The sequence below is a fragment of the Rhodococcus sp. 5A-K4 genome, assembly GCF_046097995.1.
Classification (GTDB): domain Bacteria; phylum Actinomycetota; class Actinomycetes; order Mycobacteriales; family Mycobacteriaceae; genus Rhodococcus_F; species Rhodococcus_F erythropolis.
This window is the reverse complement of the sequence record NZ_JBJURM010000016.1, coordinates 73,764-99,812: the sequence shown is the minus strand read 5'-3', so window position 1 is coordinate 99,812 and position 26,049 is coordinate 73,764. Positions and strand designations below refer to the sequence as shown.

Genomic DNA, 26,049 nt, shown 5'->3' with positions numbered 1-26,049 from the left:
GAAGAGCCGGGTTCGTATTGCGTGAGTGTCAGCTCGCGCGGTTCACTGCCGAAACCACGGCGCGCAGCGACGCCGTCGTGATTGACGTGGCGATACCCACACCCCAGACGACGGTGCTCTGACCGTCCGGGCCCGTCACGGCGCACTCGACGTAGGCCGCCGCTTGGGCGTCGTCGCCGGCGGACATTGCGTGCTCGGAGTAGTCGAGGACACGAACGTCGAAGTTGATGCTTCCCAGCGCGTCGACGAAGGCAGCGAGCGGGCCGTTACCGGTTCCCGAGATCTCCTGCTCCTTGCCGTTCACCTTGACGATGGCGGTGATGGCGTCGGTGCCGCCGTCCTCCTCGGACGCGGTGACCTTCTGCTTCATCCGCTCGAGCGGGGTGACGGGGGCGAGGTACTCCTCGTGGAAGACGTCCCACATTTCCTTCGGCGAGACCTCGCCGCCCTCACCGTCGGTGATCTTCTGGACCGACTGCGAGAACTCGACCTGCAGACGACGCGGCAGCACCAGACCGTGATCGGCCTTCATGATGTACGCGACGCCGCCCTTGCCGGACTGCGAGTTCACGCGGATGACGGCCTCGTAGCTGCGGCCGACGTCCTTGGGGTCGATCGGCAGGTAGGGGACCTGCCAGAGAATGTCGTCGACGTCCGAGTCCTGGTTGTCGGCGTCGACCTTCATGGCGTCGAGGCCCTTGTTGATGGCGTCCTGGTGGCTGCCGGAGAACGCGGTGTAGACCAGGTCGCCGCCGTACGGATGACGCTCGTGGACGGGCAGTTGGTTGCAGTACTCGACCGTGCGACGGATCTCGTCGATGTTCGAGAAATCGATCTGCGGGTCGACGCCGCGCGTGAACATGTTCAGAGCGAGGGTGACCAGGCAGACGTTGCCGGTGCGCTCGCCGTTGCCGAACAGGCAGCCTTCGATGCGGTCTGCGCCGGCCTGGTAGCCCAGCTCGGCTGCAGCGACGCCGGTGCCGCGGTCGTTGTGGGGGTGCAGCGACAGGATGACCGAATCGCGGCGGGCCAGGTTGCGGTGCATCCACTCGATGGAGTCGGCGTACACGTTGGGTGTCGCCATCTCGACGGTGGCGGGCAGGTTCAGGATGACCGGGTTGGCAGGCGTCGCACCCAGGGTTTCGGTGACGGCGTCACATACTTCCTTGGCGTACTCGAGTTCGGTGCCGGTGTAGGACTCGGGCGAGTATTCCCAGCGCCAGTTCGTGTCCGGGTACTTCTTCGACTCGGCCAGGACCAGTTCGGCGGCGTCGGTGGCGATCTTCTTGATCGTGTCCTTGTCGGCGCGGAACACGACGCGGCGCTGCAGAATCGAGGTGGAGTTGTAGAAGTGCACGATCGCGTTCTCGGCACCTTCGCACGCCTCGAATGTGCGCTTGATCAGTTCGGGACGCGACTGCGTCAGCACCTGGATGGTGACATCGGATGGGATCGCGCCGTCCTCGATGATCTCGCGAACGAAGTCGAAGTCGGTCTGGCTCGCGGACGGGAATCCGACCTCGATCTCCTTGTAGCCCATACGGACCAGGAGATCGAACATGCGACGCTTGCGCGCCGGGCTCATCGGATCGATCAGCGCCTGGTTGCCGTCGCGCAGGTCAACGGCACACCACTGGGGTGCTCGGTCGATGATCTTGTCCGGCCAGGTGCGGTCGGGCAGCGTGACCGTCTCGACCTCTTCGGCGAACGGGCGGTAGCGGAACGTCGGCATCGACGAGTTCTTCTGCGTGTTCCACGCAGGCTGGTCGGAAGGTGCCGGCTTCGTGGGCGGGGTAATGGTGCGAGTGCCGGTGGTGAATGCGTCAGCGGGGGACATTGGTGTGATCTCCAGGATTGTGGACCTGGCCTGATGACCTGTTGGTCAAGACCATGAGTCCGGAAGGCTTGGTCGACCGGCGCACAAAAACCCCGCGGCGGGAGGCCAGTCTGGATCAGACCCCGTCGCGGCAACCAAGAAGGAGTGCGCGCTGCATGCACAGCACTCTACTCCTGGATTTCGCGAGAAATCGGTGGGGTTCGCCCTCATGTCCAATTTGTCGCCGAATTGTGCTGCCGTTTCGGCCTCGAAAATGGTGGACTGTCGTCCATGGATCCCCGAATCGCCGTGGCGAGCACGTACCTCGACGCGCTCCGTAGTCACGATGGCAGTTCCGTACCGCTGGCTCCGGACGCGGTACGTCACGAGGTCGGGTTGAAGACCGGATTTTCGGGGAATCATTTGCGGCGCAGCCTTTCCGGAGGTCCTCAGTATCGCGTGATCCGCGACATTCGTGAGGTGGAGTGGACGGTCGACGGGGACGACCTGACGGCTGACTACCTCCTTGACGCCGGGTTGTTCGGGCGCAACCTGATGACCGTTCGGGTTACCGAGACCTTCCGGATACCCGCTGACGATCACCGCATTCACCACATCACCGCGAAGATTCGACCGGCGCGCGCCAAGCACACGTGATGCGCTCGATCCGCTGGATCGTCTGTTCACTGCTGATCGTTCTCGCTGGTCTCGGTTTTGCCGGCTCGGTGCTCGCGCTGTTCGTCCACACCCAGGTGAACGACACCGACAGCTATGTCGAGTCCGTTGCCCCGCTGGCTGCCGACCCCGCTGTCCAATCGGCGGTCGTTGATCGGCTGACCGAGGAATTGACGCAGCGGTTGGACGGGTTTCCGCAGGTTGTGACGAGACAGGCCGAGAGACTCGTTCGTGAGGCCGCTCAGTCGTTGGTCTCGAGCGACCAGTTTGCGACGCTCTGGACCGCGGCCAACCGTCGAGCGCACGCGCAACTTGCCGCGATGGTGACCGGCCGAGCCGCCGACGGCATCGTTCGGGCCGACGACAGTGGAACGGTCACCGTCTCCCTCGAGCCGGTCATGACGGAACTGAGGACGAACCTGCGCGATCGCGGATTAACCGTGATCGATCGCCTCCCGGCGCTCGATCCGCAGTTCGAGATCCTGCAATCCGACGAGTTGGTGCGGGCCCAGGATTTCTCGAACACTCTCGACCGAGCAGCAGCCTGGTTGCCGTGGGCGTCGGTGGCCTGCGCGATTACGGCCGTCGCAGTTGCACCGGGGCGAATCCGCGCGCTGTCCCTGGTCGGGCTGGCGACGGCGGTGGCGATGATCGCCCTGCTGGTGGCGCTGGCCGTCGTGCGCCGGGTCTATTTACAGAATTCAGACATACCGTCGTCCGAGGCGGCTGTGGCGGTGTACGACGCGCTGGCAGCTTCCCTGGTCAGCAGTATCCGCGTGCTTCTCGCCTGCGGAGTTGCCGTCGCGGTGGTCGGTTACGTTGCCGGTGGTTCGCGTTCTGCGACGTTGATGCGAGCGCGGATCTCGCAACTGATCCCGCGCGGATCTGAGGCGAACAGCAGTACGCATCGGGAAGTCCCAGGACCACCTCGGTAAGCTCGACCTCTGGTATCTGTAAACAATTTCGACCTGGAGGTAGAAACGCGTGGCTCTCGTCGTCCAGAAGTACGGCGGATCCTCGGTGGCAACCGCCGAGCGCATCCGACGAGTCGCTGAACGGATCGTCGAGACCAAGAAGGCCGGCAATGATGTCGTCGTCGTGGTGTCAGCGATGGGCGATACCACCGATGAGCTGCTCGACCTGGCTCAGCAGGTGTGCCCTTCCCCGCCGGCCCGTGAAATGGACATGCTGCTGACCTCGGGTGAGCGCATCTCCAACTCCTTGGTTGCGATGGCAATTCATTCTCTCGGCGCTGAGGCTCGTTCGTTCTCGGGCTCACAAGCCGGAGTCATCACGACCGGCAGCCACGGAAACGCCAAGATCATCGACGTCACGCCCGGCCGTGTTCGCACGGCGCTCGACGAAGGCTCGATCGTTCTGGTCGCCGGATTCCAAGGCGTCAGCCAGGACAGTAAAGACATCACGACGCTCGGACGCGGTGGATCGGACACCACCGCCGTTGCGTTGGCAGCTGCGCTCAACGCCGACGTGTGCGAGATCTACACCGACGTCGACGGCGTTTTCTCCGCCGACCCGCGCATCGTCCCCGACGCTCACCGTCTCGAGACGGTTTCCTTCGAGGAAATGCTCGAACTCGCAGCGTGTGGTGCCAAGGTGCTCATGCTCCGGTGCGTCGAGTACGCCCGTCGTTACAACGTGCCCGTGCACGTCCGTTCGTCATACACCACCAAGCCCGGAACAATCGTGTCCGGATCGATGGAGGACATTCCTGTGGAAGAGGCCCTGATCACCGGAGTCGCGCACGATCGCGGCGAAGCCAAGATCACCGTTGTCGGATTGCCGGACACACCGGGACATGCTGCCAAGGTGTTCCGCGCTGTCTCCGATGCCGAGATCAACATCGACATGGTGCTGCAGAACATCTCCAAGGTGGAGACCAACAAGACGGACATCACCTTCACGCTGCCGACCGCCGACGGCCCCCGCGCCGTCGAGATCCTGACCAAGCGTCAGGAAGACATCGGCTTCACACAGATCTTGTTCGACGACCACATCGGCAAGGTTTCCCTGGTCGGTGCCGGAATGCGGAGCCACCCGGGCGTCACGGCCACGTTCTGTGAGGCACTGGCCAAGGCCGACATCAACATCGACCTCATCTCGACCTCCGAGATCCGCATCTCCGTGCTGGTCAAGGACACCGAACTCGACGACGCCGTGCGCGTTATCCACGCCGCTTTCGGTCTCGGCGGCGACGAAGAAGCTGTAGTACACGCAGGAACAGGACGGTAATTTCTCATGACAACAATCGCTGTTGTCGGTGCGACCGGTCAGGTCGGCATCGTCATGCGCACTCTGCTCGAAGAACGTAACTTCCCCGCGGACAAGGTGCGGTTCTTTGCATCGGCACGCTCCGCCGGTAAGAAGCTGACGTTCCGCGGCGAAGAGATCGTTGTCGAGGATGCCGCAGCAACGTCCGACGAGGATCTGAAGGGCATCGACATCGCCCTCTTCTCCGCCGGTGCGACGCTGTCCCGTGCGCAGGCTCCGCGCTTTGCCGCGGCCGGTGCGACGGTTGTCGACAACTCTTCCGCATGGCGCAAGGATCCCGAGGTTCCCCTCGTGGTCAGCGAGGTCAACCCGCAGGACGCGAAGAACCTGGTCAAGGGCATCATTGCGAACCCGAACTGCACCACCATGGCAGCGATGCCGGTGCTGAAGGTTCTGCACGACGAAGCCGGTCTGCAGCGATTGATCGTCTCCAGCTACCAGGCTGTGTCCGGTAGCGGCATCGCCGGCGTCGAGGAACTCCTCGGACAGGTGCGCGCCGTTGTCGGTGACGCCGAGAAGCTGGTTCACGACGGCAGCGCTGTCGACTTCCCGGCCCCGAACAACTACGTCGCCCCCATCGCGTTCAACGTCCTGCCCCTGGCAGGTTCGCTGGTCGATGACGGCAGCGGCGAGACCGACGAGGATCAGAAGCTCCGCAACGAGAGCCGCAAGATCCTCGGGCTTCCCGATCTGTTGGTTTCGGGCACCTGCGTGCGCGTACCCGTCGTGACCGGGCACTCGCTCGCGATCAACGCGGAATTCGCCAACCCGCTCTCGGTCGCTCGCGCCAAGGAACTGCTGGCCGACGCTCCGGGCGTCGAGCTGGTCGAGGTTCCGACGCCGCTCGCCGCCGCCGGTGGCAACGCGTCGCTGGTCGGTCGCATCCGTCAGGACGAGGGTGTCCCCGAAGGCCGCGGACTCGCGCTCTTCGTCTCGGGCGACAACCTGCGTAAGGGTGCCGCGCTCAACACGATTCAGATTGCCGAGCTGCTGGTCGGCTAGATCTTTCGTTCGGTACCGGCCCCGCACCTAGGTGTGGGGCCGGTGTCGTTTCGACAGGGGTTCTAGTCGAGTTCGGAAATAGCGACGAGTCCGCCGAGGTACTCGGCATCCGAATACGCCTTGGCGAGAAGCACACCGAGTTCACCAAGAGCTTCGTGGTCGCCGCCGTACGCAACAAACATGCCCGCTTCGGGATCGGTGCCGAATCGGCCCTCCAGATGTGGTGCGTCGCGACCAACCACTGCATGGGCCACCGAAGCCCAGTCGTAGCCGGAACCTTCGAAGCCCTCTACCTGCTCGAAAACCGCTGCCACCTTGCCGAAGTGCTGGTCGGTGAGCATCAGTGACCAGTTTCCGGGAGATGTTTCGAAGAGCTGCAGCGGTTCGATCGATGGTGATGTCATGCGTGTATTGAAGCAGATCCGACCGACAGGTTTCAGTGGTCTGCTAATGCCCGACCGACTGAGCGAGCGCAACGGCAAAGGTGGAAAGTCGTTCTCGGGTATACGTTTCGGGGTCGCTGACGGCCAACCGTCCGAGCATTTCGGCAAACGACATCATGGTATGCGCGAGTAGAACCGGATCAAGGCCCTCGAGCTTCGGTTCGAGGGCAATCCCGGCGCGGGCCAGTTCTTCGGCGCGGGCGAAGACAGCTCCGCGAGAGAGCTTCAGCAAGCCGTGATACTCGCTGGGGGCGTTCTCGACAGACGTCAGAATCAGGCGCCAGCGCGTCGGGTTCTCCAGTACGGCGTCGACGAAGGCGCCAACGGTTCCGGTGTATGACGCCGCTGGGCCGAGTTCGCTCAGATCCGTCGGCATGGTTTCGAGCACCTGAGCGATGGCTCGCTCGTGCTCGCGGCGCAGGAGTGCGGCGACGAGATCGGTCCTCGTATCGAAAATCGTGTAGAGGACAGGCTTGCCGACGCCGGCTTCGGCAGCAACGGATTCCATGCTGAGGTTGTGCAGGCCTACGCGGCCGGTGACCTCGAATGCTGCGTCGAGCAACTGTTCGCGTCGTTGCTCCGGCGCCATGCGAGGGGCGTATTTGCGTCGCGGTGTATCCGTTGCGTCAGCTTGTGACCTGGTCATCGTGTGCCTCACCTCCGCTCCCACCCTAATCTGCCTGCCACTTCTTCGTGAATCATACGCAACCGTTGTATTCGGCGTCATCAATTGTTACGGTGGCGTTGTATTCGAAGAGGCGGTCAGTGAGGCGCCTCTGCCGAGATCTCTAGGAGAACAACCGCGATGACAGCGTCGACCTCTTTAGTGCCGAATGATCTGTTGCTCCATCCCTCCACTTACGATCGGCCGGAATTCGACGCGACCACGCGGAGACTGCTGGGCGCGACCGTCGACTGGTTCGAGGCGCGTGGAAAGAATCGACTTCTGGCCGACTACCACGACAAGACCTTTTACTCCGACTTCCTCGACTTCGCGGCAAAGGAAGGCCTGTTCGCGACTTTCCTGACCCCCGCCCGCGACAGCGGCGGTGACTCCGACAAGCGCTGGGATACCAGCCGTATCGCCGCGCTGTCCGAGATCCTCGGTTTCTACGGACTCAACTACTGGTACCCGTGGCAGGTGACCATTCTCGGCCTGGGGCCGGTGTGGCAGAGCGGCAACGAGACTGCAAGGGCGCGAGCAGCTTCCGCTTTGGCTTCCGGAGGCGTTGCGGCATTCGGATTGTCCGAGAAAGAGCACGGCGCCGACGTCTACTCCACCGACATGGTCTTGACGCCGAACGGCAGCGGCGGGTACCTGGCCAGCGGTTCGAAGTACTACATCGGAAATGGCAACTGCGCCAACACGGTCTCTGTCTTCGGTCGCGTCGACGGAGTGGAGGGCGCCGATCAGTACGTCTTCTTCTACGCCGACTCGGACCATCCGGCATTTACCGTGGTGAAGAACATCGTTCCGGCCCAGATGTACGTAGCGGAGTTCTCACTCGCCGACTATCCCGTTGCGGCAGAGGATATCCTGCATACCGGCGAGGCAGCATTCAGTGCCGCACTCAACACCGTGAACATCGGAAAATTCAACCTGTGTTTCGGCGGAATCGGTATGTCGACTCATGCCTTGTACGAGACGATTACCCACGCGCACAATCGAATCCTGTTCGGCAATCCCGTCACGGCGTTCCCACACGTACGACGTGAATTCGTCGACGCGTACGCGCGCCTGCTGGCGATGAGGCTCTTCTCGGATCGTGCGGTGGACTACTTCCGCACCGCATCGCCCGAGGACCGCCGCTACCTCTTGTTCAATCCTGTCACCAAGATGAAGGTGACAACCGAGGCACAGAAGGTGATCGGACTGCTCTCCGACATCGCTGCGGCAAAGGGCTTCGAGAAGGACAGCTACCTCGCGGTGGCCAAGATGGATGTCGACGGGCTGCCCAAGCTCGAGGGGACCGTCGCCGTCAATCTCGCCCTGATCGCCAAGTTCATGCCGGCGTACCTCTTTGCCCCCGAGTCATTTCCGGCGATTCCGACGCGTAACGACGCAGCCGACGACGAGTTCCTGTTCCGTCAGGGCCCGGCACGGGGGTTGTCCAAGGTTCGATTCGACGACTGGCGAGCGGTGTATGCGAAGTTTGCGGATGTTCCCAACGTTGCACTGTTCGTGGAGCAGGCAGAAGCGCTCGTGACCCTTCTGGCCGAAGCTGCACCGGATGCGGCGCAGCAGGTCGACTTGGACTTCGGCCTGGCGATCACCGAACTCTTCACCCTCGTCGTCTACGGCCAGTTGATCCTCGAACAAGCCGAGATCTTGGGATTGGACGAGGGGCAGCGGAGCGATGGGGTGCTGGATCAGATCTTCGACGTCCTGGTTCGCGACTTCAGTGCTGCAGCGGTGGAGTTGTACGGAAAACCCAGCGCCAGTGAAGATCAGCAGCGGTTGGCACTCGCATCTATTCGGCGCCCCGCGTTCGCGGCCGAGCGATTCGAGTACGTCTGGCAGCAAGTAGTCACCTTGTCTGGTGCCTACGAAATGAACGGTGCAGGCTCAACGAACGGGGAGGAATGAAATGTCTGAACTGACGATGAATCGACCGCGTGAGGATTACGGCTTCTTCGGCCCAGGATCACCCAGTTGGAAGATCTGGGCGGCCCCGACAGCATTGATCGGTTTCCAGCGGTCAGTGGTGCTCGAGCACTTCGACCCCTTCCTTGCTGCCGCAGTGGCAGACATGAGCGGGATCTACAGCGATCCCGCCGGGCGACTCGACCGAACCTTGGCGTACTTCCTGACCGTCGCCACTGCCGACGGGCGGACGGCGCTGGCGTTGTCCGACCATCTCATGACGGTTCACGCTCAGGCCACGGGTATCGAACCGATCACCGGAACTCGTTACAGTGCAAACAATCCGGCGTCACAACTGTGGATCCACGTGACCGGTTGGCATTCGGTGCTCAAGTGCTACGAGATGTACGGGCCGGGCCCACTCTCCGCCGTCGAAGAGCAGCGGTACTGGGAAGAATGCGTGATCGCCGCCGAACTGCAGACATGCAAAGCGTCCGACGTTCCGCGCTCGCGAGACGAGGTACGTGAGTACTTCGCTGAAGTCAGGCCCAGATTGTGTACCTCCGAGCGTGCCAACCGGGCGATGCACTACTTGTTGAGAACGCCAAGGGCGCAGGGGAAGACGAAGTTCGCGACGTTCAGCCGATTGGTCGCGCCGGCCACTATCGCAACATTGCCGGGCTGGATGCGAACCATGGGCGGCTTCGATCAACCCGCTTTGTTGGACAGGGCAATTGCGCCCGCGGTGCGAACTGCGGTCCGGGTCGGCAGTTCACCGAAGAACATGACCACTGCTCTGAAGGTCATCGCGCCGATGACTGGCAAGGTGTTGGAGCGCCACCTGCGTGACGAGCAACCCCTCGACCCGAGAGTTGTCACCCCAGCGGAGATTCGGGAGCGATTCCCACGCGCCACCAAAGTTCCGCAGGCGGTCTGACGGAATTCACGGCTTTCGGCACCGCATCGAGATCTGCTCGATGCGGTGCTGGGCCGTGTTCTGTTGTGCCTGAGGTTCTTCTCAGGTTTTGAAGGTGGTGTTCGCGGGCCGTGGGTGCTGCTGCGGGTCGATCGAGGGTGGTGGGATGAACCAGGGTTTGTTGTCGGTGCCGATGCGGATTTCCCATTTCCCGACGAATCCGGTTTTGCGGTGCATCAGCCGGTGATGTGAACGGCACAGCAGGACAAGGTTGTTCATCACCGTCGGGCCACCGTTGGCCCAGTGCCGGATGTGGTGCGCATCGGTCCAGGCGGGAACGCATGTGCAGCCGGGGAAGGCGCAGCCTTTGTCTCGGGCGATCAACGCCACTCGCTGTTCGGCGGACACTAATCGCTTTCCGGGTTTCGCATCGAGCGGCGCGCCGTGACCGTCGAGCAGCACCGTGGACAGGAAGCAGTCACACCCGAGGAGTCTGGTCTGCGACACGGACAGCGGCCCGAGCCACGGCATGTGCCCGACATCGAGATCCGACACAGCCACTCCACCACCATCGGGCGAGGGTGCGGCGGCGCAATCGCGGTGCTCCGCAAGATCGCGGGCGTTGATGTGCACGTTCACGTGCGGACGCTGACCACCATCGACACCGGTTTTCGCGCAATCCAGATACCGCCGAATCAGTTCGGTGAACCCGTCCGCGGTCCGCTTCGCTGCCGACCGGGTATCGGGGGTTCCATCGGGTGCCGGGTTGGGCATCGTCAGATTCGACAGGGCGGAGAGCAGCATTTCGCCGGTGAGAGCGTCGAAATCGCCGCGCACCACCACCCGGCCGTTCAATGTCGACGCGATGCGGAGTTCGTTCCGGTCGTCATCTTCGGCGGGTGGAATCTTGTCGGATTCGAAGATTCGCTCCAAGGTCGCGATGACGTTTCGCACCTTCGTGGTCGTCGCCTCCACCCCGGACGCGGCAGCCAACAACAAGTCGATACAGCGAGGGAGCGCTTCCTCCGGCATGCCCTTCGGCGGTGATTCGCAGAACGCCACGATCAACACGGCATGATCGAACGAGCAGTCCCCGTCATCGAATCTGGCCGCCACTGCCGGAAACGGGCGTAGCGCTGCACCGAGGGCGGCGATCTTCTTCCCGTCCCGGATTTGCAGCATCGTGTTTGCCGCCAACCACGCACCCACTCCGCGGCTGGCGATCACCTGATCATCGGGACGCATCGACAACTCGTCCACCACCGCCACCCGAACAGCTTCGAGCCGCAGAATCTCCGCGCTCGCCTCGATAGCAGCGGTATGCAATTCAGAAGCCGTCAACCGCCACAGACGTCCGCGCAAACCCACCGCAGAACCACAAACGACGTCAGATGATGTGTTGATACTCATTGAATCCCCCGATCCCCTACACACAAGAATACTCGAACATGCGTTCGAGTCAAGAGTGTTTTCGAATCCTCGATTCGATCCCGTCAAGGAGGATCTGTAGGCCCTGAGTAAATGACTCTTCGGTTTCTCGTTCGAGATAGAAGTCGCCGCCCGGTACCGGTGGGGCCTCCCGACCCAACTGCATCGTGTGGGGGAAGTCGTCCGCGAAATCCGGTGCAGCATCGGCCAGTGCAGCAGAAGACTCTGCCCACCAATGAAATTCGGAATCTCCGATGGTCGAGGCGCTCCGGATCTCAGCTAGGGTCCGCGCGGACCCCCGGATGAAATGGAAAATCATGCTCACCGATCTGCGGATGATCGGAGCGTCGAGACCCGTGGAGTAGAGAATGGACAGGAGTGATTCGAGTCCTGCCTGCTCGTGCGGACCCAGGGCGGGGCGCGCCAACGAGACATCCAATGTCCACGGATGGCGTGTATGTAGGGCGAAGAGTGCGGCGGCCCAGTCGGACAGTGCCATGCGCCAGTCGCCGGTGTCTGCGATCGGCGGTAGCTCGGCATGCACCCGGTCGTGCATCAGGTCCAGTAGTTCGTCCTTTCCCGGTATGTAGGTGTACAACGACATCGCAGTGCAGCCGAGGTGGTCGCCGATCATGCGCATCGACAACGGTGTCGTGGGGTTGGCGTCGGCGACTTCGATCGCGGCGTCAACGACTGAGTCCGTGGACAGCGCGGGCCTCGGTCCTCGGCGGCCGGAAGGCGTCTCGGGTTGACGCCACAGAAGTGAAATCGTGCGTGCGATATCGCGTCGGCCTGCCTGTTTGTTCATCTTGTCGCTTTCGTGGAGTCGCGCTATTCTTAATTACTTTACAGTGTAAAGATTTGGGAGTGGGCATGGTTGAGGCAAGACTTCACGACGGGACAACTATCGATGTCGAGGTTCTCGGACATGGCCCCGCCGTGCTGATGCCCGTGAATCCGATTTCGGCTACCGGCATCAAGGCTGACGAACTGCGCGCCTGGGGCGTTGACCCCTCGCTCGGTCGAACGTTCATGGAAGGGTTGGCGTCGAACTTCACTGTGGTTGCCTTCGACTACGAAGGGCACCGGATGGCGTCGCCCGCTCCGGACACGCTCACTCCCGACAACATCACGTCCGACATTCTGGCTGTGGCGAATTCGGCTGGGATCGACCAGTTCGCCTACTACGGATACTCCTGGCTGGCTCTGTGCGGATTGCAGTTGGCGCTGCGCACCGATCGTCTGACCGCACTGGTCATGGGTGGTTTCCCGCCGGTGGATGGGCCGTACAAGGCGATGCTCCAGGTTACCGAAGCTACACACCGCATGACGAGTGAACCGCCCCAGCGCACATCACAACCCACGGCATCATCAGACGAGTTCGATTGGAACTCCATAGACATTGCGTTGACCGGAGCGCAGACCCGGCAGTTCGTGACGCTGTACCGCGCACTTGGTGAATTCGACGATCGAACAATACAAGGGCGCATCCTTTGTCCGCGAATGTGTTTCGTCGGTTCGCAAGACGTCATCGAATACGGTGACCGATGGGGTGGGGTACGGGTCGCGCCGGCCGATCTCGACCTCGACGCCGCTCGGTCGGCAGGGTGGGATATCGAGGTACTAGACGGTCTGGATCACACGCAGGCAATGCAACCGGCTCATGTTCTGCCCATTCTCAAACCTTGGTTGGAGAAGGTGGTCGGTGTTTGACCGTGCGAGCACACGGGTAACCCGCTCCGGATGCCGTCAGCGTGAGGGGGCCGTGAGTGGACGAGTCACACAAGATCCGTCGACGATCGTTTGTTCAAGGGCTTGGCTTGCTGGCCGGCCTGAGTGCATTGTCCGCTGGATCAGCGACAGCTCGACCCCCTGACATCGATCCGCTACGCCCATTCCAACTTCCGTCACCCCGGCTGGAACCGTTTCGGGAGACCCTTCCTGTCCTGCCGGGCATTTCGGGTGGCAACCTGGAGCTTCGCGCGGCTTCGTCGATGCACCGTTTCCATCCGGACCTACCGTCGTCGCCGTCGCTGGGTTACGGCGGAATGGATTATCTGGGCCCCACCATCGAAGCTCACGTCGATCAGCTCGTCACAGTCCGATATGCCAATGACATTTCTGCGTATCCGCTTGCCGCGGATGTCGATCCGGGTCTGCACGGCGTCAGCGACCTCGACCGCACACAGGTCCCCACCTCGCTTCACCTGCACGGAGGAGTTACTGCACCACAGTTCGACGGACATCCGGAGTTGATCCAGCGTCCGGGCGAAGGTTTGGTCCACGAATACACGAATGGTCGTGCCGCCGGCAATCTCTGGTACCACGATCACGCCATGGGAATGACGCGCCTCAACGTCTATGCCGGATTGGTCGGGATGTATTTTCTCCGTGACGACGTTGACACGGGCGCCGCCGGGAATTCTCTCGGCCTGCCGTCCGGTGAGTTCGAACTCCCGATGATTCTGCAGGACAAGGTCTTCACCTCCGACGGTCAACAGAGTGTCCGTTCCACGTGGCTCACTCCGCAAGGTTCATGGGATCCGGCGACCCCCGGTGACGTTGGCGTGGTGAACGGCGTCGTGTGGCCGAAAGTGGAGGTTGCCCGCGGCCTGTATCGATTGCGACTGCTCAACGCCGCAACCTATTCGGTGTGGAATCTGCATTTCGCAAATCGTATGCGGTTCTGGGTGATCGGGTCCGAAGGCGGTTTACTGGCCGCTCCGGCGCCGACGGATCACGTCCGGTTGAGTCCGGGTGAACGCGCTGATCTGCTGGTCGACTTCAGTATGCTCGAGCCGGGCACAACGGTGGAATTGCGCAACGACGAACCGGTACCCCTTGCGGTGGCTCAACGCGGCACGCAGGTGATGCCGGTGTTCTGTCGGTTCGACGTGGGCAGCGCAAAGGGATTCACCGGCTCGATCCCGCAGCAGCTGAATTCCGTTGCCGCCGAACCGGCGTCCCCGGATGTGGTGCGAAATCTCACGATCATGCAGCTGTCGCGTCCGTCGGATTACCCGTCGATCACTATGTCGCTCAACAATTTGAGGTTCACCGATTCGGATATCGAACTGCCACGTCAGGGGGCCGTCGAGCAATGGAATCTGATCAACATCACCACGGAACCACATCCGATTCATCTGCACCTGGTGGCGTTCCGCGTTGTGGGACGCCAGAGCCTCGACACTGCAGCACTGATGCAGCGGTATCCGGTGCCTGACTTGGGGGTCCGGTGGACGCCGTCGGCGGAGGAATTCGTGACCTCTTCGCTGCGGCCTCCCGAAGTGTGGGAAACGGGGGAGAAGGACACGGTCATCGTGGATGCCAACTCGATCACCCGCGTGATCGTGCGCTTTCCGACGGCCGACGAGTTGGGCTTCGATCCGGATGCAACTTTCGCGAGAGGTTCCATGGCAGATCACTCGGCGCACGGAGAAGCTGGCATGGGGGACTTGCAGGGGTACGTCTGGCACTGCCACATGCTCGATCACGAAGACCACGACATGATGTTGCGATACCGGGTGGTGACGTAGCCTTCAAAGGGAGAAAAGTTCCCAGAGGAGGCAGCTGTGTCGGAAGGTGCGCCCACCGGGCCCCTGGACGGATATCGGGTGATTGAACTCGGAACCTTGATCGCCGGGCCCTTCGCCGGGAAATTGCTCGGCGACATGGGAGCCGACGTGATCAAGATCGAATCACCGGACCGTCCAGACCCGCTTCGTACCTGGGGTCAGGCAGAGCAGGACGGTCATCGATTCTTCTGGACGGTCCACGCCCGCAACAAGCGGTGTGTGACGTTGGACCTTCGCGTCGACGCGGGCCGAGACCTGTTTCTGAATCTGATCGAACATGCCGACGTGGTGGTCGAGAACTTCCGGCCGGGCACCCTCGAGAAGTGGGGTCTGGGATTCGACGTGCTCAGCGCGCGCAATCCGAAGTTGGTGTTGGCCAGGGTATCCGGCTACGGGCAGAGCGGACCGCAAGCCAAGAGCGCCGGCTACGCCTCGGTTGCCGAAGCAGTCAGCGGATTTCGGCATCTGAACGGTTATCCAGGGCAGGCACCCCCGCGTATTGCCCTTTCACTCGGAGATTCTCTCGGTGGGATGTTCGCCGTTCAGGGAGTGCTGGCGGCGTTGCTCTCGCGAGAGCGGACCGGCCGTGGTCAGGTGGTCGACGTTGCCCTCACGGAATCCTGTCTGGCGGTGCAGGAATCCACGATCCCGGATTACGATCGGGGCGGGATCATCCGGCAGCCCTCGGGAACGAGGTTGGAGGGTATCGCACCGTCCAACATCTACCAGACCTCTGAAGGAAACTGGGTGGTGATCGCGGCCAATCAGGACACGCTCTTCGTGCGTCTGTGCACCATCATGAGTCGACCGGAACTAGCGCAAGACGACCGATTCTCCAATCATGTTGCGCGTGGCAAACATCAGGACGAGCTCGACGAATTGATCAGCGCCTGGGTTGCGCTCCAAGATCCCACCAGTCTCGTGGAACGCCTCACCGAAGTGGGAGTTGTTGCCGGGCCGATCAATACGGTTGAAGATGTGGTCAAGGATCCGCAGCTGATCGAACGGGGGATGCTCGTCGACCACTACGACGAGCGGATCGGGGAAAACGTCCTCGGCCTGGGCGTCGTGCCTACATTCAGTGAGACACCCGGATCCGTTCGCAACGCGGGAGCAGCGTCGCCGGGGTACGACAACGCTTCGGTCTGGGGTGGGCTCCTCGGACTCTCGGGCGACGAGCAGACAGAACTGAAGAAGAAGGGCGTGATCTGACGTGTCGGTACCTGAAGCAGGTGTTCCCGCGGTCAGCATTCGTGAAGTCGGGCCACGGGATGGGTTGCAGATCGAAGACCCGGTCTCGCTGGCGGAGAAACTTCGTCTTGTCGAAGCTCTGTCTGCGACAGGTGTTTCGCGCATCGAGGCGACGTCGTTCGTGTCACCGCGTGCGGTGCCGGCACTGGCCGACGCGGAGTTGTTGGCCGCAGAGTTGCACCAGTGGCCAGGCATCGAGTTCTCGGCATTGGTCGCCGGAATCGGTGGAGCGAAACGGGCCGTTGCTGCAGGAATGAAAACCGTCGAATATGTTGTGTCGGCATCGAATAGCCACAGCGAGGCCAATACTCGGTCGACGACGGAGCAAGCGACCGAACGTATCGGAGAGGTCGTCCGGATCGTCCACGAGGCTGGTGGACGGGTGGAGGTCATCGTGGCCACAGCCTGGGACTGTCCGTTCGACGGTCCAACCGATCCGGACCGTGTTCTGCGGATTGCGGAGCAGGCCAAAGAGTTCGGCGCTGATCAGTTCTCGATCGCGGATACCATCGGCACTGCCACACCGGGACGCGTCGGACGGTTGATCGACGCTGTCGGCGAAAGAGTGGGTGACTTCGGCTTGGGTGTGCACTTCCACAACACGCGTGGCGCTGGTCTTGCCAGTGCGTTGGCGGCTGTGCAGCACGGAGTTCGAAACCTGGATGCGTCCACCGGTGGCCTGGGCGGTTGCCCGTTTGCTCCTGGTGCCAGTGGCAATATCGCGACTGAGGAACTGGTCTACATGCTCGAAGACATGGGCATTGCGACAGGTATCGACCTGGATGCGAGCATTCGTGCCGCTGCCGTTGCAGAGGAGATAGTGGGCCATACGGTTCCCAGTAATCTTCTCCGCGCCGGCGATCGGAAGCGATAGGGGCCTTTACTCTTCTCGGTTGGGTGATGCCAGCTGCAGTTTGACCAGCTGCTCGTGTGCCGCCGGCGGCCAACCGATGCGCTGTTTCTCCAGATACCATGCACCGGCGGCACATGCGATCGCGAGGACGATCCAGATCGCTACGCTTCCGATCTGAGAGCCCAGGTCGCTCGATGAGGATACTTCGCCCGTGCTGTAGTCGTATTCCGTTGTCGTGGTGATTCCCTCGACTGCGAAGGTCCACAGAATCGGAAGGGCACACAGTGCGGCAAGGGCGCGTGCAACATGTGCTGGACGCAGTTCGAAGATCATTCATTTCTCCTGGTGATCGACGCGGTGAATCTCACTCTCCTCGAAAGCTATTCGGGATAGACGGCGCTGTCTGTAGTCGGATCGACGGACATGGACGAGGCGCCGAGTTCCCCCTGATCTCCCTGCCGTAACAGCTGCATTCCGTTGTGATCGAACTCGATTCGTCGAACGTCTTCAGTGTCGACCAGCATCGTGGCCATAGCGGTGCGCCGAGGTGGAAGGATCCGAATGGTCACTTTGCCTCGCGTGATCGCGGTGAGTTCCCGGACGATGCTCGCGTGGATTCGGTCGCGCACGGCGGGGTCAGCGCCATCCATTCCGTGGTCGTCGAGCAGGACTACCTCGACGCCGCGGTTTCGAGTGGCATGCACAGCATCGATGACATCTGTCTGTTGTAAGCCAGGCGCCCTCAGCGAATCTCGGAGTTGCGCCTCGAGGAGTTCGCATTCTTGCCGCTCGGCGGTTGTCAGCGGAATCCCGGAAGCGACCCGTTCGAGGAGTGGGCGCGCAAGTAGATCGAGCCTGTCGAGTTGCGCGTCGCGTTCCTCGAGAATCGCAGCGCTAGCGGATGCGGAGGCAATTCGTTGGGTGGACTGCTCCCGAAGTTCGTAGATAACCCTGGCTTGAGGACGGATGGTGTACGCGAAGAAGGTCGACATCAGAACAGGGCCCGCGTTGATGACCGTCAACGACACTCCGTACATGGCCCCCTGGCCGGTAGTGGAGGACCAGATGGCGGTCACCAACACCATGAGCCCAAGCCCGAGCCACGCGAGTGCTGTACGCCCACGAACGCACATGAAGGTGAAAACGGCCGTAGACATCCCGAACATCCACAATTGAGTCATGTCGTTGACGGGCACTGGAACCACTGACAACACAAGGCCACTCGTGACGGCGCCAGTCAGAGACACCAGAACGCTCTGCCCCAGCGGCATCGGGTCGCCTCGGCTCAGAACGAGTGTAAAGGCCGCAGTTGAGCACACGATAATTGCCAAGACCATCGGCCAGACTGCGCGGACGTCGGAGGAGGTGTACGCGACCGAGATCACGCAGGTGAGCGCGAAGCATGCAGCCATGAATCGAGCAGCACGGCTGTGCATACCGAGGAGATCGCGGACATCTCGTCCGTCCGGTCTGGTCATGTCATCACCGCTGCGGGCAAGCTCAGGGTCAGAGTCACCGAAGTGCCGCGGCCGGGTGACGATCGAATGGTTGCCGATCCGCCGTCGAGTTGGCGCATTCTGCCGCGGATGCTGACAGTGATTCCGAGGCGATGCGTCTCGACGGAGCTCGGATCGAAGCCGACGCCGTCGTCCGCGACGACTACTTCGAGGTGGGTGGTGGTTGCCGTGACCGTGACCGAACGCCGTGCACTGCTTCCGGCGTGCTTGACGCTGTTGCGCAGCGCCTCGGCCATCGCACCGGCCATCGCACGAATCGAGTCGGGCGCGTATCCGCTCGGATCGGACCCGACTGAGAGGGCGGTCTCGAACGTGATGTTTTCGTCGACTTCCGAAGCGGCTGAACGCAACTGAGCGAGAATTCCGTCGAAGTCGAAACTCGTCTCGTGATCGGTTCCGGAGCGGAGTTCGTCAAGCCTCTCGACAGTCCTTCGTGCCTGAGCGATGACCGAGGGATCGGCATCGTTTCTCGAAGCAGCGAGCAGGGTGGACATCACGGTGTCGTGGATGAGTGCGTCGAATCTCTCGCGTTCGACGGACTTGGCCTCGGCCGCTGCGGCGCCTGCCGCAGCGGCATGAGTGGTGGCGATAGTTGCATCCAGCACGCGACCGGTGCGCAAGGCCATGACGGCCGCTGCGACGAATACCGCGCAAAATGTCCAGGCGAAGGCGAGGTCGGGAACAAGCAGGTGCGTCGTGGGACTCGTCCGGATTATGTGATTGGTCAACTGTGCGAGTGTTGCCGCCACGAAAAGGTGCACGACGGCAGCGGCCGGTCGCCAAGCCGCAGCTGCCGCAAGGCTGGCGACGCCGGGGAAATTGGAAATCCACAAGGTGAAATCCGTGACGTGCTCACCATTCCAGGCCGGCCACCACAGGAGGATGACCACGACGTAGAGGAGCGCATTTGCACTCGCGGCTCGTTTCACCCACCGGGTGTCTGCGTGAAACGTCGATGCTCCCAATACCAGTCCACTACCGAAAGTTGCGACCACTGCCAGCGGGGTCCACCAAGACGCGGACATCGCAGTGGCTTCGGCAATGGCAGGGGCGAGCAATATCAGATAACAGACATAGCCTGCGCCGATGAAACGGCCGAAGAGCCTGAGAATTTCGTCCGAAGCAGTGGCTGTTTTGTCGAAAGCAACTTTGTCGATCAGAGTTCGTCGATCGTCACTATCTGATCTTGTATCGCTCGCACGAGTAGTTCGCATTTCGTCGGTGCGTTCCTTCCAACGTCGGCATACTTCTCGCGAATCCGGGACAGGTGGGTTCCCACCGTTCCCACGCTTATGTAGAGGTTTTGAGCGACGCGTGATTTCGAATCACTCAGTAGCCATTCCCTGAGAACCTCGACTTCGCGCTCCGAAAGGTGCGGTCCGACAGGGTCTTGTGTCATGCAGTTTTCCACAGTGACGGTCATGAGTTTCGTCTTTCTTTCGTCTAGCGGAATGACAGACTCCCCGACAGCGCCGTCTTCTTACCAGGTGAATGTAAGTCGAAGTTGGCCATTTTTCCCAGACATCAATTCCTCTGCCCATATTTCCAGGGGCAGCCTCAGCGAAATCAATCGTTACCGAACTTTTTCATTACTGAAGGTCATTGTTAGTCAAGGTCAGATTTCTACCGAGATTCCTGCGTTCCGGAATCGGTAACACCCCGTCCTCGACCGCGCGTTTGTACAGATCTGTCTTTGTGGGGGCCGGCCGTCCGGCAGCCGCATATTTCTGCCTGATGCGTTGGAGGTAATCGTTGACCGTCTGCGGCGCCAAACCGGTGAGTCGCGCAACGCGATCTGCCTTCTCTCCGGATGCGTAAAGTTCGAGGACCTCGAGTTGTCGAGGGCTCAGACCCACCTCGTCGAGACCTGGATCCCCGTCGATTGCGGCAGCCCACTCTGTCGTCACCACCTGCCTTCCCGACGCGGCGGCGCGTATTGCATCAATCACGACGGCAGTCGGTTCGGACTTGCGCACGACGCCCAGCACACCGGCACGGGCAGCCGAGCGAACGAGGAACGGGTTTTCCGCCCCGGTGAAGATCAATGTCTCGAGCCCCGCGGCCCGCAGTTCCTCGACGTTGCTCTTGGGCGATGAACCGTCGGCCAGTCGGAGGTCGAGAATTGCCAGATCCAAGCTGACGTTCTGAGCGAGCATCTCGGACACAGTGGTCGCGATGCACACCAACTCGATATCCGGCTCGTCCTTCAGCATCACGGACAAGCCGATAGCCACCGACTCGTGGTCTTCCACCAGTCCGACACGGCGGTGTGGAAATGCAGTTTGCTCTGGCATAGCGATTGTTTCCCTCCGCTCGATGCGAGGACGTTATCAGGCAGAGCTGACTGATCGGTATGTTACGTATCAAGATTTGAAGTCAGCCTGGACTGTTTTACGTTTCGGCTCTACAGTTGTCTTGTGACCGAGACCACTTCCGATGCGAAAGTAAGCCGTACGCAGGCCGAACGAACTGCCGCGATGCGTGGGCGCCTGCTCGACGCCGCCGTCGAATCGCTTGTCGAACTGGGCTACGCCCGGACCAGCACCCAGGAGATCGCCCGTCGCGCAGGCGTCTCGCGAGGTACGCAACTGCATCATTTTCCGACCAAGGAATCGCTGGTCGTTGCCGCCGTCGAGTATCTGGTCGACAAGCGACTGGAAGAAATCCTCACCGCTGAAGTGGATCGCGGCCGAGGTCTCGAGGTCCTGGCGGACGCGTTCTCCGGGCCGCTGTTCTACGCTGCGCTCGAATTGTGGGTCGCGGCGCGAACCGATCCTGTTCTGCATGCGGCGACGGTGCCCCTCGAACGCAAGGTCAGTGAGGCACTCGAGTTCGGTAGCGCCGAGTTGTTCGGCGATCGATTCGATTCCGAGTCGGTCGAACTCACTATCGAACTCGTCCGCGGTCTTGCAGTCTCAGCCCTTTTCCGTACACCCGAAGCCGACGACGCGCTCAGAGCGCGACTGTTGCCGGCCTGGCAATCCCGAGTGGAGAAGAAGTGAAGCTTCCCGAACATGTCGAAACGCTGATCGTCGGTGCCGGATTCGCCGGTATGGGCTTGGCAGCCAGAATGCTTCGCGACAATCGCGCGGCGGACGTCGTGTTGATCGAGCGCGGAGCTGACATCGGCGGCACTTGGCGCGACAACACCTACCCAGGGTGCGCCTGTGACGTGCCGACGGCGCTGTACTCGTATTCTTTTGCGCCGAGCGCCGATTGGAGTCATACCTTCGCTCGTCAGCCCGAGATCTACGACTATCTGAAGAAGGTGGCGGCAGACACCGGCATCGTGGATCGCGTAGTCCTGAACTGCGAACTCGAAGCTGCTGTGTGGGACGAGGATGCGGCGCTGTGGCGTGTTCGGACATCCCGAGGGGCATTGACGGCCAAGACGCTGGTCGCTGCGACCGGGGCGTTGTCGACTCCAAAGATTCCCAACTTTCCCGGTCTCGACCAGTTCTCCGGTACCACTTTCCATTCGGCGACGTGGAACCACGAACACGACCTGCGTGGTGAGCGCGTAGCAGTGATCGGAACGGGAGCGTCGGCAGTCCAGTTCGTTCCCGAAATTGCCGACCCTGCTGCCCATGTCACCGTGTTCCAGAGAACTCCGGCCTGGGTGATTCCGCGAATGGATCGCACCCTGCCTGCGGCGCAGAAGGCCGTCTATTCGCGGATTCCCGCTACGCAGAAAGTTGTTCGCGGAGCGGTTTACGGTTTTCGCGAGTTGCTCGGTGCCGCGATGTCACATGCGACGTGGGTCCTGCCGGCCTTCGAGGCGGCCGCGCGCCTCCATCTGCGCAGACAGGTGAAAGATCCGGAGTTGCGCCGGAAACTGACTCCCGATTTCACGATCGGTTGCAAGCGCATGCTTCTGTCCAACGACTGGTTGCGCACCCTCGACCGCGCGGACGTGAGCCTGGTCGACAGCGGGCTCGTCTCGGTCACCGAGGGCGGGGTGGTCGACGGGCACGGAGTCGAGCACAAGGTCGACACCATCATCTTCGCCACGGGGTTCACGCCGACGGAACCGCCTGTGGCGCATCTGATCACCGGAAAACGTGGCGAAACGCTGGCCGCGCATTGGAACGGTAGCCCCAATGCCTACAAGGGCACTGCGGTCAGCGGGTTCCCGAATCTGTTCCTCATGTACGGTCCGAACACCAACCTCGGACACAGTTCGATCGTGTACATGCTCGAGTCCCAGGCCGAGTACGTCAACGACGCGTTGAACACCATGAAACGTGAGCGACTGGACGCTCTTGATGTCAACGAGTCGGTACAGGTGCACTACAACAAGGGAATTCAGCACGAGTTGCAGCACACGGTGTGGAACAAGGGCGGATGCTCGAGTTGGTACATCGATCCGGAGGGGCGCAACTCGGTGCAGTGGCCGACGTTCACATTCAAATTCCGTTCGCTGCTGGAGCATTTCGATCGTGAGAACTACTCCGCTCGCAAGATCGAAAGCGTCCAGGCATGACCACGACGCACTACGACGTGGTGGTAATCGGATCGGGATTCGGTGGCAGTGTCGCCGCTCTTCGCCTGACGGAGAAGGGCTACCGTGTCGGGGTGCTCGAAGCCGGTCGACGGTTTGCCGACGACGAGTTGCCCCAAACCAGTTGGCGGATGCGAAAGTACCTGTGGGCGCCGTGGATCGGATGTTATGGGGTTCAGCGTATCCACCTTCTTCCGGACGTACTCGTGATGGCGGGAGCCGGCGTCGGAGGCGGATCGTTGAACTACGCCAACACGTTGTATCAGCCACCCAAGCGGTTCTTCGAAGACCATCAGTGGGCGCACATCACGGACTGGCACGACGAACTGGCGCCGTACTACGACCAGGCCAAACGGATGTTGGGTGTTCGCACCAATCCGTCCTTCACTCCGGCCGATGCGGTGATGAAAGACGTAGCCGAAGAGATGGGCGTGGGGGAGACCTTCACGTCCACCCCCGTCGGTGTTTTCTTCGGGGAGGCAGGAGTTTCCGTGCCGGACCCGTTCTTCGGCGGAAAAGGGCCCGAACGCACCGGTTGCACCGAATGCGGGGGATGCATGACCGGGTGCCGAGTCGGGGCGAAGAACACGCTGGTCAAGAACTACCTCCATCTCGCCGAGCAAGCGGGCGCCAGGGTTCATCCGCTCACGACCGTCACCGAACTTCGGCCGAGCGCAAGCGGTGGTTATCACCTGCTCGCGAGGCGAACGGACGGCGTCCGCCGGCGAGAAGTTCGGTTCACCGCCGATCAGGTGGTGGTAGCCGCCGGAATGTACGGAACGGCGAGACTGCTGCTCGGTATGAAGGAATCCGGTGCCCTGTCTGACCTGTCGGACACTCTGGGCACCGTTGTACGTACCAATTCCGAAGCCGTACTGGCCGCAACGTCGAAGTCGCGTCGACGGAACTTCACGCAGGGCGTAGCGATCACATCATCCTTTCACCCGGATGATCACACGCACATCGAACCGGTGCGATACGGCAAGGGCAGCAATGCAATAGGACTTCTGCAGACCGTCCTGAGTGACGGCGGTGGGCGAACTCCCCGGGTGCTGAAGACTCTGGCGGTCGCGGCACGGCACCCAGGTGCCTTCTTCCGGTCCTTGTCGGTACGGAACTGGTCCGAGCGAACCGTCATCGCGCTGGTGATGCAGACCGACGACAACTCCCTCGAGCTTTCCAAGAACACCAAACGATTCGGGCGTTCCCTCACCAGTAGGCCGGGACCGGGTGATCCGCCTCCCCAGTGGATTCCGCAGGGCCATACAGCTATTCGCAAGGTCGCCGAGAAGATCGACGGCGACCCGGGCGGTTCCATCGCCGAGATCGTGAATATCCCGATGACGGCGCACTTTCTGGGTGGCTGCGCAATCGGTGACAGCGCGGCGAGTGGCGTCGTGGATCCGTATCTCCGTGCTTACGGACATGCCGGCCTGCACGTCATGGACGGTTCGGTGGTGAGCGCGAATCTCGGCGTGAATCCTTCCCTGACCATCACTGCGCAGGCGGAACGAGCGTGCGCGATGTGGCCGAACAAAGGTGCCGCAGACGCCCGCCCGAAGACCGGCGAACCATACGTACGTATCGATCCGACGTTGCCGTCCAACCCGGTGGTGCCGACGCATGCACCAGGTGCTTTGCGGCTTCCCCTGACCGTTCGAGCTGAGAAGGTGTCCGATGTGGAGCGTGCCTGAATCGACAAGTGACCGCGTCGACTGGCCGGTGAGCGATCCGCCGCCGTGGCCTGCTTCCGTTCGCGCAACACTGTGGTGGCACCGCAGTACGCCGGCGGCGCGGGAACTCGGGCCAGACGGTCGAACGATTCCGGTGACGGTGGCCATGATGGTGGACTACCTCGATTCGCCGGTCGGCCCGTATCGCGAGATCCTCGCCAGTCCGGTCTTGCATGTGCCAGGGAAACGGATCGGGCCTATGCCGCGGATGGCGGTCCCTTTCATCGCGGTGGATTCGGAACCGTCGGTGCACGGCGGGCGAGTCCACTGGCAACTACCCAAGGTCCTGGCCGAGTTCGACGGAGATGTGCAGCAAAAATTCACTGCAACCGGCGACGGATGGCGGGTGCGTTCGGACACGCGGATGCTGGGGCCGCGTCTGCCGATTGCCGGGGCGTTGGGATTTGCGCAGCCGGAATCCGGTGGAGGTCTGGCGATCGCGTCGGCCAGGCTGACGGGGTCGTTCCGATATGCGCGCGTGAGCGTCGAGGCAGAGGGGCCGACACTGCCGAACTGGTTGGCATCGGGCACTCATCACGGCGCCGTGATTCTGGGCGGAAAAATGACTACGGGAGCAGCCAAGCACCGATAGCGGGGGGTTGACCTGCGAAGGAACGAGCAAGGCCGCCCAGTCGGTGATTGGGCGGCCTTGCTCGTGTTGTGTAAAAAGTTAGGTGTCGACGTCCCACAGGCGCCTCTCGGCGGGTGGTCGCTCGCAGCGACAAAAGGGGTGGGGCCCGGGGCTTGTTCGGACGCCGACAGGGTGTTCAACGGTGGTCTCCCCGCATTTGTTCCCGTCCCGGGTATGTGACGCCGGTCTCGATTCAACTTAGGCAATCCTTTTCTTGACTAATTCCAGAAAAGCGGCATACTGGGAAACATGCGAGACGGAGAGCATGACTTCGACCCCCGAGCGCAACTTCGCGCCGTCGGGTTGAGGATCACTGCTCCGCGCCTCGCCGTGCTGGATGCGGTTACAGCCCAACCGCATTCAGACGCCGATTCTGTTGCAGCACTCGTGCGGCAGCAGCTCGGATCGGTATCCACACAGGCCGTTTACGACGTGCTCAAGGCATGCGTGAACGCAGGATTGCTGCGACGCATCGAGCCGGCGGGTTCACCCGCACGGTTCGAGACGAGAACTGGTGACAACCACCATCACCTCGTCTGTCGCGGCTGCGGCAAGGTCGTCGACGTCGATTGTGTTGTCGGCCAAGCTCCCTGCCTCGAACCTTCCGATAATCACGGCTTCGAAATCGACGAAGCCGAGGTCGTGTTCTGGGGCCGTTGCGAAGATTGCCTGAAGAATTCTGCCGAATCCGACACCGCGTCGGACACGGTCTCGCAGAATCGAATTGATGCGTCCAGAACCTCCGAGCCAGCCCCTTCGCATGCAGCCCATGCGTTCGGCTCGGATGCAGCCCCGCTCCTCTGACGCCCAGCCCACAACGCTAGGAGGCTTCGCC

The 26,049-nt window shown here is 61.8% G+C and carries 25 protein-coding genes; 15 read left to right on the top strand and 10 right to left on the bottom strand.

Annotated features, from left to right (window positions below):
• Positions 1-28: 28 nt before the first annotated feature.
• The gene (leuA, locus tag ACKAMS_RS20790; RefSeq protein WP_019746565.1) at positions 29-1,837 is read right to left on the bottom strand and encodes a 2-isopropylmalate synthase; all 1,809 of its coding nucleotides are present in this window, start codon (positions 1,835-1,837) and stop codon (positions 29-31) included.
• Positions 1,838-2,107: 270 nt separating this feature from the next.
• Here leuA and ACKAMS_RS20785 point away from each other — a divergent pair, with 270 nt between their 5' ends.
• Genes ACKAMS_RS20785 through ACKAMS_RS20770 form a run of 4 tightly spaced genes read left to right on the top strand, consistent with a single transcriptional unit; the run spans position 2,108 to position 5,782 of the window.
• Positions 2,108-2,473, top strand: coding sequence for a hypothetical protein (locus ACKAMS_RS20785; RefSeq protein WP_003943492.1), 366 nt, complete (start codon positions 2,108-2,110; stop codon positions 2,471-2,473).
• A complete protein-coding gene (locus tag ACKAMS_RS20780) occupies positions 2,473-3,426 on the top strand; it encodes a hypothetical protein (RefSeq protein WP_408989461.1) in 954 nt (317 codons plus the stop codon). The genes ACKAMS_RS20785 and ACKAMS_RS20780 overlap by 1 nt, the downstream gene beginning before the upstream one ends.
• 49 nt (positions 3,427-3,475) lie before the next feature.
• A complete protein-coding gene (locus ACKAMS_RS20775) occupies positions 3,476-4,741 on the top strand; it encodes an aspartate kinase (RefSeq protein WP_019746567.1) in 1,266 nt (421 codons plus the stop codon).
• A 6-nt stretch (positions 4,742-4,747) separates the two neighbouring features.
• Complete coding sequence (locus ACKAMS_RS20770) at positions 4,748-5,782, top strand: aspartate-semialdehyde dehydrogenase (RefSeq protein WP_033235894.1); 1,035 nt, start codon at positions 4,748-4,750, stop codon at positions 5,780-5,782.
• Between the two features lie 62 nt (positions 5,783-5,844).
• Here the strand turns inward: ACKAMS_RS20770 and ACKAMS_RS20765 are convergent, their stop codons facing one another.
• Together ACKAMS_RS20765 and ACKAMS_RS20760 are read right to left on the bottom strand one after the other, a co-directional pair.
• Positions 5,845-6,186, bottom strand: coding sequence for an Imm51 family immunity protein (locus ACKAMS_RS20765; protein ID WP_033235895.1), 342 nt, complete (start codon positions 6,184-6,186; stop codon positions 5,845-5,847).
• 43 nt (positions 6,187-6,229) lie between these two features.
• Complete coding sequence (locus ACKAMS_RS20760; RefSeq protein ID WP_408989460.1) at positions 6,230-6,871, bottom strand: TetR/AcrR family transcriptional regulator; 642 nt, start codon at positions 6,869-6,871, stop codon at positions 6,230-6,232.
• 159 nt (positions 6,872-7,030) lie between these two features.
• Here ACKAMS_RS20760 and ACKAMS_RS20755 point away from each other — a divergent pair, with 159 nt between their 5' ends.
• Together ACKAMS_RS20755 and ACKAMS_RS20750 are read left to right on the top strand one after the other, a co-directional pair.
• Complete coding sequence (locus tag ACKAMS_RS20755; protein ID WP_408989459.1) at positions 7,031-8,812, top strand: acyl-CoA dehydrogenase; 1,782 nt, start codon at positions 7,031-7,033, stop codon at positions 8,810-8,812.
• 1 nt (position 8,813) lies between these two features.
• Entirely contained in the window at positions 8,814-9,746 is a 933-nt protein-coding gene (locus ACKAMS_RS20750) for an oxygenase MpaB family protein (RefSeq protein ID WP_020905926.1), read from the top strand.
• Positions 9,747-9,827: 81 nt separating this feature from the next.
• Here ACKAMS_RS20750 and ACKAMS_RS20745 read toward each other — a convergent pair whose 3' ends face one another.
• The gene (locus ACKAMS_RS20745; RefSeq protein ID WP_408989458.1) at positions 9,828-11,135 is read right to left on the bottom strand and encodes a DUF222 domain-containing protein; all 1,308 of its coding nucleotides are present in this window, start codon (positions 11,133-11,135) and stop codon (positions 9,828-9,830) included.
• A gap of 49 nt (positions 11,136-11,184) precedes the next feature.
• Complete coding sequence (locus tag ACKAMS_RS20740) at positions 11,185-11,961, bottom strand: TetR/AcrR family transcriptional regulator (RefSeq protein ID WP_408989457.1); 777 nt, start codon at positions 11,959-11,961, stop codon at positions 11,185-11,187.
• 65 nt (positions 11,962-12,026) lie between these two features.
• Here ACKAMS_RS20740 and ACKAMS_RS20735 point away from each other — a divergent pair, with 65 nt between their 5' ends.
• The 4 genes from ACKAMS_RS20735 to ACKAMS_RS20720 are packed head-to-tail and all read left to right on the top strand — an operon-like array spanning position 12,027 to position 16,853.
• The gene (locus ACKAMS_RS20735; protein ID WP_020968234.1) at positions 12,027-12,866 is read left to right on the top strand and encodes an alpha/beta fold hydrolase; all 840 of its coding nucleotides are present in this window, start codon (positions 12,027-12,029) and stop codon (positions 12,864-12,866) included.
• A 56-nt stretch (positions 12,867-12,922) separates the two neighbouring features.
• Positions 12,923-14,689, top strand: a complete 1,767-nt coding sequence (locus tag ACKAMS_RS20730) for a multicopper oxidase family protein (protein ID WP_019746576.1) — start codon at positions 12,923-12,925, stop codon at positions 14,687-14,689.
• Positions 14,690-14,725: 36 nt separating this feature from the next.
• The gene (locus ACKAMS_RS20725) at positions 14,726-15,940 is read left to right on the top strand and encodes a CaiB/BaiF CoA transferase family protein (RefSeq protein WP_408989456.1); all 1,215 of its coding nucleotides are present in this window, start codon (positions 14,726-14,728) and stop codon (positions 15,938-15,940) included.
• 1 nt (position 15,941) lies between these two features.
• Positions 15,942-16,853, top strand: a complete 912-nt coding sequence (locus ACKAMS_RS20720) for a hydroxymethylglutaryl-CoA lyase (protein WP_259120459.1) — start codon at positions 15,942-15,944, stop codon at positions 16,851-16,853.
• A gap of 6 nt (positions 16,854-16,859) precedes the next feature.
• Here the strand turns inward: ACKAMS_RS20720 and ACKAMS_RS20715 are convergent, their stop codons facing one another.
• The 5 genes from ACKAMS_RS20715 to ACKAMS_RS20695 form a co-directional block, all read right to left on the bottom strand.
• Positions 16,860-17,165, bottom strand: a complete 306-nt coding sequence (locus ACKAMS_RS20715) for a hypothetical protein (RefSeq protein ID WP_019746579.1) — start codon at positions 17,163-17,165, stop codon at positions 16,860-16,862.
• A 47-nt stretch (positions 17,166-17,212) separates the two neighbouring features.
• Positions 17,213-18,310, bottom strand: a complete 1,098-nt coding sequence (locus ACKAMS_RS20710) for a hypothetical protein (RefSeq protein WP_133728594.1) — start codon at positions 18,308-18,310, stop codon at positions 17,213-17,215.
• Positions 18,307-19,563, bottom strand: a complete 1,257-nt coding sequence (locus tag ACKAMS_RS20705) for a sensor histidine kinase (RefSeq protein WP_223257798.1) — start codon at positions 19,561-19,563, stop codon at positions 18,307-18,309. Before ACKAMS_RS20705 ends, ACKAMS_RS20710 begins: the two co-directional genes overlap by 4 nt.
• Positions 19,506-19,748 carry a LuxR C-terminal-related transcriptional regulator gene (locus ACKAMS_RS20700; protein ID WP_042950493.1) on the bottom strand — a complete coding sequence of 81 codons (243 nt, stop codon included), beginning with the start codon at positions 19,746-19,748 and terminating at the stop codon, positions 19,506-19,508. The genes ACKAMS_RS20705 and ACKAMS_RS20700 overlap by 58 nt, the downstream gene beginning before the upstream one ends.
• Before the next feature lie 190 nt (positions 19,749-19,938).
• Positions 19,939-20,643, bottom strand: coding sequence for a LuxR C-terminal-related transcriptional regulator (locus ACKAMS_RS20695; RefSeq protein ID WP_019746583.1), 705 nt, complete (start codon positions 20,641-20,643; stop codon positions 19,939-19,941).
• A 183-nt stretch (positions 20,644-20,826) separates the two neighbouring features.
• Between ACKAMS_RS20695 and ACKAMS_RS20690 the strand changes: the two genes are divergently transcribed.
• From ACKAMS_RS20690 to ACKAMS_RS20670, 5 genes are all read left to right on the top strand, one after another.
• The gene (locus tag ACKAMS_RS20690; RefSeq protein WP_020968240.1) at positions 20,827-21,351 is read left to right on the top strand and encodes a TetR/AcrR family transcriptional regulator; all 525 of its coding nucleotides are present in this window, start codon (positions 20,827-20,829) and stop codon (positions 21,349-21,351) included.
• Complete coding sequence (locus ACKAMS_RS20685; protein ID WP_408989455.1) at positions 21,348-22,832, top strand: flavin-containing monooxygenase; 1,485 nt, start codon at positions 21,348-21,350, stop codon at positions 22,830-22,832. Before ACKAMS_RS20690 ends, ACKAMS_RS20685 begins: the two co-directional genes overlap by 4 nt.
• Positions 22,829-24,544: a GMC oxidoreductase gene (locus ACKAMS_RS20680; RefSeq protein ID WP_408989454.1), complete on the top strand. Its 1,716-nt coding sequence runs from the start codon at positions 22,829-22,831 to the stop codon at positions 24,542-24,544. Before ACKAMS_RS20685 ends, ACKAMS_RS20680 begins: the two co-directional genes overlap by 4 nt.
• A complete protein-coding gene (locus tag ACKAMS_RS20675) occupies positions 24,528-25,175 on the top strand; it encodes a hypothetical protein (RefSeq protein WP_408989453.1) in 648 nt (215 codons plus the stop codon). Before ACKAMS_RS20680 ends, ACKAMS_RS20675 begins: the two co-directional genes overlap by 17 nt.
• Positions 25,176-25,463: 288 nt before the next feature.
• A complete protein-coding gene (locus ACKAMS_RS20670; protein ID WP_019746588.1) occupies positions 25,464-26,018 on the top strand; it encodes a Fur family transcriptional regulator in 555 nt (184 codons plus the stop codon).
• The last annotated feature ends 31 nt before the right edge of the window (positions 26,019-26,049 follow it).